The sequence below is a fragment of the Lutibacter oricola genome (assembly GCF_900106565.1).
Taxonomy (GTDB): domain Bacteria; phylum Bacteroidota; class Bacteroidia; order Flavobacteriales; family Flavobacteriaceae; genus Lutibacter; species Lutibacter oricola.
Genome location: NZ_FNNJ01000001.1, coordinates 651,080 through 666,002, shown reverse-complemented (window position 1 = coordinate 666,002; position 14,923 = coordinate 651,080). Strand labels below are relative to the sequence as shown.

The 14,923-nt window shown below is 32.2% G+C and carries 8 protein-coding genes; 1 reads left to right on the top strand and 7 read right to left on the bottom strand.

All coding sequences use genetic code 11. From position 1 onward, the window contains the following. The gene (locus tag BLU40_RS02620) at positions 1-2,826 is read right to left on the bottom strand and encodes a glycoside hydrolase family 2 protein (protein ID WP_090119419.1); all 2,826 of its coding nucleotides are present in this window, start codon (positions 2,824-2,826) and stop codon (positions 1-3) included. 10 nt (positions 2,827-2,836) lie between these two features. Further along, positions 2,837-4,237 carry a glucuronate isomerase gene (gene uxaC, locus BLU40_RS02615; RefSeq protein WP_090119417.1) on the bottom strand — a complete coding sequence of 467 codons (1,401 nt, stop codon included), beginning with the start codon at positions 4,235-4,237 and terminating at the stop codon, positions 2,837-2,839. A 142-nt stretch (positions 4,238-4,379) separates the two neighbouring features. Here uxaC and BLU40_RS02610 point away from each other — a divergent pair, with 142 nt between their 5' ends. After that, the gene (locus tag BLU40_RS02610) at positions 4,380-5,540 is read left to right on the top strand and encodes a hypothetical protein (RefSeq protein ID WP_090119415.1); all 1,161 of its coding nucleotides are present in this window, start codon (positions 4,380-4,382) and stop codon (positions 5,538-5,540) included. Positions 5,541-5,584: 44 nt separating this feature from the next. On the opposite strand, the gene BLU40_RS02605 is transcribed toward BLU40_RS02610, so the two are convergent. From BLU40_RS02605 to BLU40_RS02585, 5 genes are all read right to left on the bottom strand, one after another. Next, positions 5,585-7,180, bottom strand: a complete 1,596-nt coding sequence (locus tag BLU40_RS02605; RefSeq protein WP_090119413.1) for a sulfatase — start codon at positions 7,178-7,180, stop codon at positions 5,585-5,587. Positions 7,181-7,185: 5 nt separating this feature from the next. After that, on the bottom strand, positions 7,186-8,292 hold the full coding sequence (locus BLU40_RS02600) for a glycoside hydrolase family protein (protein WP_090119411.1): 1,107 nt from the start codon (positions 8,290-8,292) through the stop codon (positions 7,186-7,188). A gap of 7 nt (positions 8,293-8,299) precedes the next feature. After that, entirely contained in the window at positions 8,300-10,750 is a 2,451-nt protein-coding gene (locus tag BLU40_RS02595; RefSeq protein WP_090119409.1) for a hypothetical protein, read from the bottom strand. A gap of 125 nt (positions 10,751-10,875) precedes the next feature. Continuing rightward, complete coding sequence (gene galB / locus BLU40_RS02590) at positions 10,876-13,338, bottom strand: beta-galactosidase GalB (RefSeq protein WP_245729886.1); 2,463 nt, start codon at positions 13,336-13,338, stop codon at positions 10,876-10,878. Positions 13,339-13,369: 31 nt separating this feature from the next. Next, positions 13,370-14,914, bottom strand: coding sequence for a sulfatase family protein (locus BLU40_RS02585; protein WP_245729885.1), 1,545 nt, complete (start codon positions 14,912-14,914; stop codon positions 13,370-13,372). Positions 14,915-14,923: the final 9 nt, after the last annotated feature.

The window sequence follows — 14,923 nt, the reverse complement described above, 5'->3', positions numbered from 1 at the left end:
TTAAAATTCAAATGTTAAATCAAGAACTATAGGTTTGTCATCGTTACCAAAATAGTGTTCTTTATTTCCTTGTGGACCTGTACTTTCTGGGAACTGAAATTTTGTACCAATTCCTGGAATATTCATTACAAATGAAATATCACCTTTTGGAAATTCAGGATGTGTTTTTCCTTTTTTATTTTCTTTTGGTTCTTGCGGAGTTAGCATTCGCAAATACGTGTGTGGCGTTTTGCAATACACTGTAAATCCGTTATTGTTATTTCCTTTTACTTTTGACCAATATAAACTTGAAAAGAACCCTTTAAATTCAGGATACACAAAACCAGATTCTCCTGTTACGGTGTTGTTATAATCGTTTTCCCAAACTTGAAATTTTGTTCCTTTCATTCTATTTCTCCAAACTCTGTATGGGCCATCACCCAACCATTTCATACCAGCAACTTCTTCTTCTGGAAAAGAAAACGTTATTCCTCTAAATCCTTTTAAATTTCTAAATCCTTTAAACTCAACTTTTAAATCTAATAATCCGTTAGAATGAACGGTCCATTTGATAATATCTGAACGTTTTTCTTTGATAGTTGACCAAGCTGGCATCCATTTTTTCTCTTCAAAAGTTACTTGAATTTCGGTTTTACCATCAAGTTCTTTTACACTAACATCAATGATTTTATCCTTCTGATTTAAAATAATTGGGCCATTATTTAATGGAATTATTTTGTTTCCTTTTTTAACTTCTGTAAGCAAACCGTTCTCTTCTGAAAATGAATACATAATTCCATTTGCTTCAACTTTAATAATTTTATTGGTGGTTTCAGTTTTAACACTTCCTTCTGTTGAATAATCAATTTTTGAGTTACTTACTTCTTTTGGCTTAGCTACTGGATATGTCCACGTAAAAATTTCCATTCCGTGAGCATCGATTGCTGTTAAATGCAACGCATCAGCAGACTGCCAATTTTGAGGCTTTTCAACTTTAAAAGTTCCTTTTTCTAAAGGCTCTAAACTTGGAAGCATCACTTTATTTTCATCTAATATTGTTGTTTTCAATCCCTCGTTTGGAGCTTCAAACTTTACCCATTTAGCGGTCATTGTACATTCTTCTAAATTGGTGTAATGGTAACGGTTTTCAATTCTAAAAACTCCATTAAAATCATTTCTAATAAAACGATTTTCGATATAGATTGGCGACCAAATTTCTTTAATTGTGAAGTAACTTCCTTCTTTTTCACCGTAAGGTCCAACTATTCCATCAGGAGCTTTATTTCCTTGTAAATCAATCTCATTATTTCGGTCAGTTCGCTCAATACCTTCATCGGCAAAATCCCAAAGAAAACCTCCAGCACTTAAAGGTAAATTCCACATTACATTCCAATAATCATCCAATCCTGCACCGTGACCACCATCGTATAATCCGTGCAAAAATTCTGTTGGAAATAAAATTTTATCTTTTGTATAAGCATCGTTAATTAACGAGTGATAATGGCTATAATGTATGGTATTTGTTTTTTTGTAAATACTCCAAGGGTGAATTACTTCTCTGTTTTGAATATCCCATTTTGCGTAATCATCATCCACTTCAGGATTCCAACCTTGCTCATTTCCATTTGCCCACAATAAAACTGATGGATGATTTACATCACGAACCACCGTTTCTTTTACAATTTTACGAGCAACTTTAGTGTCTAGCATTGGATTGTGCCACGTGCAAATTTCATCGATAACAAATAACCCAATTGAATCACATACTTCTAAAAAATGAGTATCTGGCGGATAATGAGCCATACGAACCGCATTCATATTCATATCTTTCATCATTTTTGCGTGCTCAATGCTTAATGCTTTTGATGTTGTTCGTCCAGATTTTGGATGAAATGAATGACGATTTACACCTTTGAATTTTATACGTTCACCGTTTACATAAATTCCATCACCTTCTAAAACTTCAACGGTTCTAAATCCAATTCGTTTATTTATTTGATGAAGAATATTTCCTTTCTTATCCAACAAATCAAATTGTAACACATATAAGTTTGGCTGTTCTGGATTCCAAGTTTTTACATTGTTTGCTATTCCTGAAATTTTAAACTTTCCTATTTCTTTTTGAATATTTTCTACTCTAATATCTTGAAGTTTCTTTCCTTTTAAATCGAATAAAGACAATTGAACTTTATCTGCCTTTTTTGAATCTATAAAAACATCTGAAATAATGTTTCCATCTGCTTTTGCGTCTATTGCAACTCTATCAATATTGTCTTTAGGTGAAATAGTTAAATAAACTGGACGATAAATTCCTCCAAAAATCCAAAAATCAGCCACACGCTCTGCGTGATTGATAGATTCGTTTGCTGAAATTTTATTTACTTTTACTTCTAATAGGTTTTCTTTTCCGTATTTCAACAATTTTGAAATGGTATAATTAAATTCATAAAAAGAACCTTGATGAATTTCTCCTGCCAATTTTCCATTTATTTTCACTTCAGCATCCGTCATTACACCTTCAAAAACAAGTTTTACGTCTTTGTTTTTCCAGTTGTTTGGCACATTAAAAGTATGCTTATACAATCCAAACTCTTTGGCTCTGTTTTTTTCATCATCACTTCCATAATTGTAGTTTCCAAAACCTTGCTGTTCCCAACAAGATGGAACACCTATTTTGACCCATTCACCGCTTTTTCGTCCTTCCGAACAATAAAAATCCCAATCAACAAGATTGTCTTTGTCAGTTCCAGATAAATATTGAATTTGGGTTTCGTGTTTACCTTGTGCATTTCCTAACTGAGTTGAAATCACAACTAGTATTAGCAGAACTATTTTTAAAACTTTCATACTTCGATATTTAAAATTTGAAATAATTTTTTGCGTTGTTATAGCAAATATCTTTTACCATATTGCTTAATAATTCCATGTCATTTGGTATTAATCCGTTCTCTACATCATTACCTAAAAGGTTACATAAAATTCTTCTGAAATAGTCGTGACGAGAATAGGATATAAAACAACGCGAATCAGTTAACATTCCAACAAAACGACTTAACAAACCAAGGTTTGACAAGGCATTCATTTGGCTTTCCATACCTGATTTTTGATCTAAAAACCACCAACCTGAACCAAATTGAATTTTCCCAGGAATTGAACCATCTTGAAAATTCCCAATCATTGTAGCAACTACTTCGTTTTGAGCAGGATTTAAATTGTAAATAATTGTTTTTGCTAATTTATCTTCTAAATCTAAACCATTTAAAAATTTAGACATTGAAGCTACACTATTAATATCGTGGATAGAATCGAAACCTGTGTCTGGCCCTAATTTTGATAATAATCGAGTATTATTATTTCTAATAGCTCCATAATGAAATTGTTGTGTCCAACCTTTTTTATGATCCATTAACCCAAACTCATACAACATAGCAGATTTGAACTTTAAAATTTCTTCTGAATCTAATTCGATTCCAGATCTAATTTTGAAAAAGATTGTTCTTATTTCAGTTGCTTCATAATCTTCAGCATAAAAAGATTCTATTCCGTGATCTGATAATCTACAGCCAACTTCATGGAAAAAGTCGTGACGAGCATTTAAAGCTTCCAATAAATCTTCAAAAGAACTAATGTAAATACCCGAAACATCAGATAATTTCACCATATATTCATTAAAAGCTTCAGCGTCTTCTACCGCCATTGCCATATCTGGTCTCCAAGTAGGAAGTACTTTTATGTCACAATCACTTTTAGCAATTTGAATATGATATTCTAAAGAATCGGTTGGATCATCTGTAGTACAAACTACTTCAACATTCTTCATTTTCATTAAACCTTGAGGCTTATAAGCTTCTGTTTTCAATTTTTCATTAGCCAAATCCCAAACTTCTTTTGCTGTATTTTTATTTAATATTCCTTCAAAACCAAAATACATTTTCAACTCCATATGTGTCCAATGGTATAATGGGTTTCTTAAAGTATAAGGAACAGTTTCTGCCCACTTTTCGAACTTCTCCCAATCCGTTGCGTTACCTGTGCAATATCTTTCATCTACACCATTGGTTCGCATAGCCCTCCATTTATAATGATCTCCATACAACCATAAATCTGTTAAATTGTTGAAGTTTTTATTTTCAGCAATCTGTTTTGGACTTAAATGACAGTGATAATCTATAATTGGCATTTTTACAGCACTATTTTGAAATAAATCAATAGCTGTTTCAGTTTCAAGAATAAAGTTTTTATCCAAAAATGGTTTCATTTTGTCTTCCTTATTAATTATTAAAAATTCTCTACTCAAATATATTTATAAAGATTATATTTAATAACTTTAACGCATCTTTAACGGTACCTATAACGGTTAATGATGGCTTGTATAAAGCTGAATACCTAACAACTATAAAATGATTAACGCAAAACTTACAACTACTCAAAAACAAGAAATTGTTACTAAAATAAGAGAAAGTAACACCTTTAAAAAGGCTTCAACAAGTAATGCTTTATTGCAATATTTAAATGAAGCTACATTGAAAGGTGTAAATTTAAAGGAAAGTGTTATAGATATAGAATTCTTCGGCAGCAAAGAAGTTTCAGACAAAAACAACCCCAGAGTACGAGTTAACATTTACAATCTTCGAAAAAAAATTGCTCAATATTATGAGAATGAAGGTAAAGATGACGTTTGGCATTTAACTATTGACAAAGGACAATATGAAGTTCGATTTTTCAAAAAACAATTAAGCAAACAACTAGTAAAAAGAATTAAATGGGTTCATATAATTCCTTATGTTGCTCTGGTAATTACATTATTTGCTCTTATTTTTACAAACACATCTCCTAAAACACCAACTATCTGGAAATCAATTATAAATAAAGAGAAACCAACAAATTTATTTATAGGAGACCATTTTGGTATTGCCGGGAATACTATTACTGGTGGAGTTGGATGGACGAGAGACTTCAATATAAATAGCGTTAACGAATTTTATGAATTACTTGAAAAAAAGCCACAATTAAAAGTGTCTCAAAAACCTGCAAATTACACCTATACTACTAGAATGGCAGCACTGGCAACTCAACAGTTTGAAAGATTATTTCAACATTACAATCAAGATTTACCAATTCGTTTTTCTACATTAACTTCCATTTCTGAAATAAAAGAAGGGAATGCAATTTATGCTGGTCCAATTAAAAATAATAATCAATTTATTCATTTTTTTAATGAAGGAAACCCTTATTTTGAAATTAAAAATAATAAGCTATACTTTCATAACCACACTGAACGAAAGGACACTATATTCAATCTAAAAACTACTGAAATAAATGAAGAATATGCAATAGTTTCAAGATATGCAGGGATAGAAAACACGGAACATTTTGTGTTTTTCTCAGATCACGATATAGGTGTAAGCGCAACTTCAGAATTATTCACAAATTTGGATAGTATTGAAAAGTTTACAAACACCCATCTAAAAGATAAATCTCACTTTACTGCATTATTTAAAGTAAAAGGACAAAACAGAACAAACACAGATATTAAACTAGAAATGGCAGTAGGTTTTTAAACCAACTGCCATTTTATACTTTATAAATCAATTTCTTTATTTCACTAATCTATTGTTTGAAAACTTCCCCACCAATTATTTTTAGGATCAAAATCTGGTGATAAATATGCTTTACGTTGTTTTTCTAAACTTTGTAGTTTTTTAGTTGCCATTTTATTTAAATGTTTGGCTTCTAACTCTGCATTATACAATGGATCTTTTTTAGGAAAATTTGCTCCAACTTCTTTTAAATAATCGAACAATTCTGTTTTTAATGAAGCTACTAATTCTGAATTCTCTTTTGAAACTTCATTCATTTCACTTAAATCATTTTTCAAGTTGAATAGTTCATTTCTGCCATCTTCGTAATAATGAATCAATTTCCAATCACCTTTTCTAATAATTGAAGAAGGCTCTCCACCTTGATTTCCGTAGTGTGGATAATGCCAAATAAGTGGGCGCTCATTAATAGTTTCACCTTTTAAAAGCGGTAACAAACTTACACCATCTAAATGCTCCTCAGGCTTTAATTTAGCTCCAACCAAATCTAACAATGTTGGATAAAAATCTGCTCCAGAAACTGGTGTATTATTTTCTTCAATCCTTTTTTCTAACCAAGGAACTTTTATAAAATATGGCTCTCTAATTCCACCTTCATATTGATAACCTTTACCCCCTCTTAATGGCAAGTTTGAAGTAGAATAAGCATCACCAGCAGAAACTCCACCATTATCTGAAGTAAAAACAACAATGGTATTTTTATCTAAACCTAAATCTTTTAATCCTTTAAGCACAACTCCAACTGCATCATCCATTGTTTCAACCAAACCTGCGTATACTGGATTGTCTTGAGTTTCTCTCATTGGGAAAAATTTCTTCATTTTAAAAGAGCTTTCAGCAATTCCATTCTTTTCCGCTTTCTTACGGTATTTTTCCCATTTTTCTTTTGAAGTTTGAATTGGACCGTGAACAGCATAAAACGACAAATAAGCAAAGAACTTTTCGTCTTTATTAGCTTTCATAAAATCTACTGTTTCTTTAGCCAAACGCATACTTAAACTCTCACCATCTTCTCCATCTTTTAAATTTGGATTGCTATATGGTGAATAATAACCTCCTCGAGGTCCACCAGCATCCCAACCACCTTTATTAATATCAAAACCGTGATCTTCTGGCCACGAACCTTTCTCACCTAAATGCCATTTTCCAGCAAAAAACGTAGCATAACCTTCTTCTTTTAGAGCTTCAGGCAACGTAACATCTTTATGCGCCAAATTGTGCTTATAACTTGCAGGCATTAATTTTGAAAATCTTTTTTTCTCTCTCCATTTTTCACCTTCACGAGCTCCAATCCAATCCGTAATTCCGTGGCGTGCCGGAAATTTACCGTTCATAATACTTGCTCTTGAAGGGCTACACACTTGGCAATTGGCATAACCATTACTAAAAACAGTTCCGCTTTTTGCTATGGCATCAATATTTGGAGTTTCATAAAAACTATCGTTTCTAAAACTCATATCATTGTAACCATAATCATCTGCAAGAATGAATAAAATGTTTTTCTTTTCTGGTTCAGATGTTTTCTTCTCTACTTTTTTATCTGTATTACACGATACAAATAAGGCAAAAACTAGAGTTAGAAGTGAAATTATTTTTTTCATATTTTTTATTTTTCAATGTTATTATATTCAATTGGAATGGCAATATTTCCATTTACATTATTATCGTAAACTGCTACATAAATCATTGTTGGCTGTCCTTTTTCATTGGTTAAAACAAACGGACGTTCTACACGTTTTGGTTTCCAAAGAGTTCCATCCGAAAGTACAAATTCTTTCTTCATAAAAACGCTTCTTTCATCTTGTTGCCAATCGAATCCATTTTCAGAATTAAACAACGCCAAATCCTTTTTTCCCATAACGTGACAAACCATATAATACTTATTCATTACTTGATCAAACCACATACAAGCATCTTCTGTTTGGGCTTCGGCATATACAGGTTTCTTTTTAAAAACAAAAGGCCCTTCAGCATTTTTAGAACTACCTACCAACTGAATTCTAAAAGGTTTTTCGTGCTTTAAATCATCACCTTTCATAATCATTAAGTATTTACCGTCTTTGTGAATTACTGCTGGATTTACTGCAATTTTTTTAAACTTTACATTATCAGGTTCAACCACCACTTTTTCTGAACGCACAAATGGACCAGAAGGATTTTCAGCTACCGCAACACCAATTCGTTGACTATCACGTATAGGTTTTCTATTTTCATTAAACCAATCTTCGTTTGGATACTCAATTTTATCTTTCTTAAGCAACCCTTTAATATCATTTGCTATGTAATACAAACATATTTTTCCTTCAGCAATGGTAGCATACGGATTATGAGAATTGTTTAAATCCCAACCTGTTGTTTTTTGATCTTCTAAAACCACATTCACAAACTTAAAAGGCCCTTCTGGAGTATCTGATACTGCATGTGCAATTTCACAATTTGTCATCCAACCTTTATGTTCATATTTTTTATTCCAACGAGAATAATATGCATGGTATTTTCCTTCCCATTTAACTACACTCAATCCCCAAACAAATTTATCTGGCTCCACCAATACTTGTTTTGTTGTTTGGTTATTCTGAAAACTTGCAACAGTTTCTGGTGAAATTGGTGTAAAGCCTAAATTTTTATAATCTTTTATTTCTGAAGTAGTTTTTACACCACAAGAAAATAACATTATACAAGCTACTATTACTAATATGTAATTTTTAGTCATAATTTATTTATTCTGCAATTAGCTTTGAAAAGCCAATTAATAATTTTCCATTTTTTGTTTTCCCTAATAATTTTCCAGCAAAATTAACATCCGTAATTCCATTACCTTCACCGTTAAAAATTAGAATTAAATCTTTTCCTTTTTTCTTCGTTTTTAAAATTTTAGAACCTCTTCCAAAATTCACTTCTTCTGAAGCTCCATATCTTAAGGAAGACAAATCAATATCCTTTTGAGCATTAAATTCATCTTCACTTTTAATTAAAATTTTAATGTTTTTTGTATGCTTATTTATAGGTTTTTTATTCAGCATTTTAATTCGCTTATGCAAAACCAAAGGCATAATAATATTTTTTGAATTGTGCTTATCTTTAGCTAAATCATCTCTTTTAGGAACATCAATAACCGCCAAAGACAAATGTGTTGCCCTTCCAAATTCATCTTGTAAAACGTGTGGACGTTCTAACTTATACCAATGTGTTTGCGTACCATCTTCATATGAAGTATCGTGTGGTGTATAAGCAGTTCCTGGATTGAACTTCCAATGAATTCCATCAGGAGAACGTAAATAAATGGCTCTATAATCCCAAAAGGCATTAATCATCATATGAAATTGAACATCATCTTTCCAAAGTACGGGATCTTCATAACCTGAATTACGATATTTTTCTGGAATAATTGGATTGTGTCTAATCTCTTTTGAAACTATTTTATATGGACCTAAAGGATCAGTTCCTTCACTTATCATCATTCCTCCAGCCTTGGTAACAAATAAAAAACGACCATCAGTTAGATGAACACCTGATAGATTTCTTTCAAACCTATACATTCTTTCAGGGTCTTCTAAATTGGTGTTTTTATCCACTTGCATCACTCCCAAACGTTTCCATGGTCCAGCCATCGAATTTGAAGTAAACAACGTTGCTTCCCAGTCAATTAGAGAATACAACATATATGTTCCATCATTCAATAAAATTATATCTGGATTGTGCCCTAAACCATTATGAAAATCATAAGCAATCTCTTTTTTTACTTTATAAGGTCCAATTGGATTGTCTGCAACTGTATAAGCTACTGTAGAAAATGGCCATTCCCAATGTCCTTTTGTAGCATTTGCTGGCCAACGTGTAACATTCATATGGTATTTACCATCTTTATCTTTAACAGGTCTTCCTCCCCAATAACTCCATTCTGGATCTTCAATTCCGTTATTTGGATCACGAGGAATAACTCCATCTGCTCCCCAAATATCAGAACGCAATTTATCTGTAATTGGCATTGGTAAAATTAAATCGCTAAACGAAGTTCCAAAAACTGCTTTTACCTTTGCTTTTATTGGTTTTGAAGGGTTGCTTTTATTCCCGCTAAAATCGTGTGCAAAAACAACATATGTATTTTCAATATCCTTAACTGGTGTAAAATCTACAAACCTATTCTTTGTGACATCGTGAGCAATTTGACGCAAATTATTTCCTTTTGAATCGCTTCTGTATACCGAATAATTCTTTACATCCCTATCAACACTTTTTTTCCAAGTGATTTCAACCTCTGTATCAAAAACTTTTACAGAAAGATTTGTTGGTGGTGCTGGAGCTACTTTATCAATTTTAGTAATGGTTACAACTGGTGATTTGGACGATTCTTTTTCACCAATTCTTGTTACCAAATAATGATATTGCTTACCATTAATTAAACTCGAATCTGTATAACTGAAAGCTTTTACATTTTCTGCTAGTTTTTTATAGGTATTTCTTAGTTTTTCTCCGCGGTAAACGTTATATGTTATTCCTTCGGAATGTTTATTATCTATCCAATTCAACTGAATTCCTTCAGAAACAATACTTGCATTTAATTTTTCAGGACCGTTGGTTTCAGGGTTTTGAACGCTAATATTCACATAGTTCAAAAATACCTTTACACCATCATTTGAATACAACGTAGCTCTGACAAAAGGCATTCCTTGTTCAGCATCTTTTTTAGTAATTGTATAAGTCCCGCTAAATTCTTGAACTAATAGATCACCACCTTTAATTGCTTTTTTTTCAGCCAAAACTCTTTCATTTTTACCAAAAACTAAACTAATTGTAATTTTTGCATTGCAATCATATTCGGAATCTGCACCAAAACTCCAGTTTAATACATCACCTACTCTTGGTTTAGAATATTCAGAAATATTATCCAACACAATAGATTCTATTATCCCAACTGGAACAGAACTATACATTCTTCCTTGAAACAATGCCATTCGGTTATCTCCTGTATGTTCATCTGCACCATGGCTACAAGTCCATTTTGGAGATTGAAAGCCCTTTCTCCAAGAATATGCTTTTACCTGCTCAAAATTACCGTCGTTTACATTTTTATGAGGAGAGTTATCTCCCAATAAAGCAATTTGTGCTTGTAAAACTGGTATAAAACCAATTGTACAAGCACAAATTAATATGAAATTTTTTAATTTCATTTTTAGCATCTTTTAATGAATATCTACGTCATACTGAATTTATTTCAGCATCTCATAGTTTTAATGTTGTTAACCTTCTTTATGAGACCCTGAAACAAGTTCAGGGTGACGATATCCAACATAAATTATTTAGTTTCTACAACAACTACAGCGCTTTTTAATCGTTTAGATTTAGCTGTTAATGTTATTTTTCCTGATGTTTTTGAAGACTTTAAAATTGCTAAACACATTCCACTAAATGCTTTTCTATGATTTGCTTGAAAAGACTCTAAACTAATTTGATTTCCATTATCAACTCCAACCAATTCTCCTGCACCTTTTACAGAGAAGTTTACCAAGTTTGTTGCATTAGGACATAAATTTCCGTTTTTATCTTCAATTCTAACAGTTACATAGGCCAAATCTTCACCATTTGCATTAATTTCTCTTCTATCAACTTTTAAGCTAACTTTTGCAGGTTTACCAGCTGTATTAATTTGTTTTTCTAATACTTGCTTTCCATCTTTATAACCAACTACTTTTATGTTCCCTGCTTGGTAAGGCACATTCCAAGATAAACGGTATTTTGATTGAAATGAGTCACCTTCATATCTAGAAAATTTCACTATTAATTCGGTCAAATCTTTTCCTTTCACTTTTTTACCCATTGATTTTCCGTTCACAAAAAGTTCTGCTTCATCACAGTTTGTATAACAATAAACCGGAATATCTTGTCCTTCCATTCCTTTCCAGTTCCAATGTGGTAATAAGTGAATCATTGGCTTTGAAGTCCACTGACTTTGATATAAATAGAATCTATCTTTAGGGAAACCACATAAATCTACAGCTCCAAAATATGAACTTTTTGATGGCCAGTGACCGTTCCAATATCCATTTGTTGAGTTGTCTTTACCTCCATAAGGCGTTGGCTCTCCTAAATAATCAAATCCAGTCCAAATAAACTCACCCATAATGTTTGGATTTTGTTCTTGAAAATGGAATTCTACATCTGGTGGATATGCCCAAGGTGGGCCAATTAAATCGTAACTTGTTACGTGCAAAGATTCGTGTGTGGTGTATTTTTCAATTGGTAAATGATATACACCTCTACTGCTTGTACAACTTGAAGTTTCTGAACCATATAAAGCTAATTGTGGATATGTTTCGTGAATGTAACCGTATTTTGTAGGCTTGTAATTAATTCCTGCAATATCAGATTGCGCTGCAAAATTCATTTTATAAGGCGCTTCAAAATTGTTCATTCCTAATGTTGTAGGACGCGTTGGATCTACTTCTTTACAGTAATTACTCAACATTCTTGCAACTTTCCAACCTTCTTTTTTGTTGTGTTGTTCATGAATTTCATTTCCTGTACTCCACATAATAATTGATGGGTGATTTCTATCTCTTTTCACCATATCTTTAATATCACGCTCGGCCCATTCATTAAAAAATACATTGTATCCATTTGGAACTTTTGCTTCAGCCCAAACATCAAAAGCTTCATCTAAAACTAATAAACCTAACTCATCACATACTTCTAAAAATTCTCTTGAAGGTGGATTATGACTTGTACGGATTGCATTTACACCCATACTTTTCATAATTTGTAATTTACGTTCATCAGCTCTTTTGTAAACGGCAGAACCTAATGACCCATTATCGTGATGTAAACAAACACCGTTAAATCGAATTTTCTTCCCGTTTAAGAAAAATCCTTCAGTAGAAAATGAAATAGCTCTAATTCCGAAGGTTGAATTGTACGTATCAATTACTTTTCCATTTTTTGAAACCGTAGTAACGGCTTTGTAAATACTTGGATTTTCAGTATCCCAAATTTTAGGGTTTTTCACATTTACGTAAGTTCCAGAAACCTCTTTCGAATTTGCCTTCACCGTAATTTCATCTTCAATTGAAGCTGCTAATTTCCCTTCAGGTGAAAAATACTCTTGTTTCACTACAACTTTAGCGTCTTTATTACTTGTGTTTACAACAGTTGTTTCATTTTGAACAACTCCTAGTTTTTCTGAAACTGTTGGAGTTGTAATATATGCTCCCCATTGTTCAACGTGTACTGGGTTGTCAATTTTTAACCAAACTGAACGATATAAACCTGCTCCTGGATACCAACGAGAAGATAAATCTTGTGGACGTAAACGCACAGCCACTACATTATCTGAACCATCGTATTTTAAATAGTTACTAATATCGAATTCAAAACCAATATAACCGTAAGGTCTGTTACCTACAAATTCTCCATTTACCCATATATGAGCATCATACATTGCTCCTTCAAACTCCATTCTAACAACTTTTCCTTTTGCTGATGCTTCCATTTTAAAGTTTTTTCGATACCAACCTGTACCGTGAAATGGTAAACCTCCACAACGTGCATTGTATTCTTCACTAAAAGGACCTTCAATTGCCCAATCGTGTGGTAAATTTAAATTTCTCCATTTTGAATCGTCAAAGCTATTTTTTTCAGCTCCTTCGGCTTCAGCATTAAAAAAGCGCCAATCATCATTAAACTTAATGTCTTGTGCTTGAGTTTTGTTTACACCAACAAATGTTAGCATTAAAAAACTCATTACGTAAAGTACTTTTCTCATTTTGTTTGTTCTTAATTCTTGTTTGTTTTAATTATATATTTTTTCTTGTAGCAATACCATTATCTCTAGTTTCATTATACAATTTTAGTAAACTAGTAACTTTCTTTTTATATTTTGAATTGTTTATTTGGTTTAACTCTTCGTGTTCCCAAATGTTATTTTTTAAATCGAATAAAGCTATTGGCGTTCTTGTTTTATCTGTTTTGTCTTTTTTATCGAATTGAATTATTAATTTCCATCCATCTTTTACAATCATACCTTCTTTACCTGAACCTCCTTGAATTATTACAAATGGTCTTGTTTTTGCTTTTTTAGGTTGCTTTAATACAGGCACTAAATTGTAAGAATCTAATGCTTCATTATTTCCAAGTTCTACACCAGAAATTGAAGCAATAGTTGCTAAAATATCGGTTCCTAAAACTGGCTGATTTGCTTTTGCTTCAGCTTTTACTTTTCCTGGCCAAGAAACTATAAACGGAACTCTACTTCCACCTTCATAAGGATCATTTTTACAACCTCTATAAATATCACTTGGTTCGTGTCTTGCATTCCAAGTGTCTCCATCAGTATGTAAACCTCCATTATCTGACGTAAAAATAAACACAGTATTTTCATAAATACCTTGTGCTTTTAATTCGTCAATCATCATTTTCATTTGAATATCAAGCTCTTTAACCATATCCAAATGTTTTGAAGGAGTTGTTCCCTTAACTTTAATTCCATCTAATTCTTCAGGAGCTGTATGCGGTGTATGCACTGCTTGAGAACAGTAGTACATAAAAAACGGTTTGTCTTTTTTAGCATTTTCTTTTATATAATTTACGGCTTTGTTAGCGATTAGTGGCCCAATTTCACTAGGGTTCCACATAGAATCTCCCAAACCTTCTTTTTTATCCAACTCAAAACCTAAACGATTGCAATAAGCAGCATCTATTAAACCTATCAAAGATTTTTCGTGCAACGGAAACCATTTATCATTTTCATAAGCTGAATATGGTTCATTTTGAATACCTGATGGTAATGTAAAACTGTAATCAAAACCAAATTGCATTGGTCCACCATCAGCAATACTTGTAATATCTACGTTTAAATTTAAAGCTTTACCTCTTTTTAAATCGTATAATTTTTCTGGGTTTGTTTTATCCTTAAATCGTGTTCCTAAATGCCATTTTCCGATAAAAGCAGTGTTGTAATCTGCTTTTTTCATTAATCTACCCAAGGTTAATGTTTCATTTGTAAAAACACCTGATGCATACCCAGACCAAACTCCCCAAGGTAGTGGACTTCTAAAATTATAGTTACCTGTCATTATTGAATAACGTGAAGTTGCACATAAAGATGCTGGTGCATGTGCATTTGTGAACATCATACCACCTTCAGCCAGTTTATCAATATTTGGTGTTTCAATAATTATTTTTGGGCTGTGTAACCTTCTATATTTTGAAATATCTCCAACTCCAACATCGTCTGCTAAAACAACAATTATATTTGGCTTTTTACTTTCATTTTTTTGTGCATTTACTGAAAACAATATCAGCATTGTAAAAATGGAAATTCCTATTTTTAATAACTTCATTTTTTATGA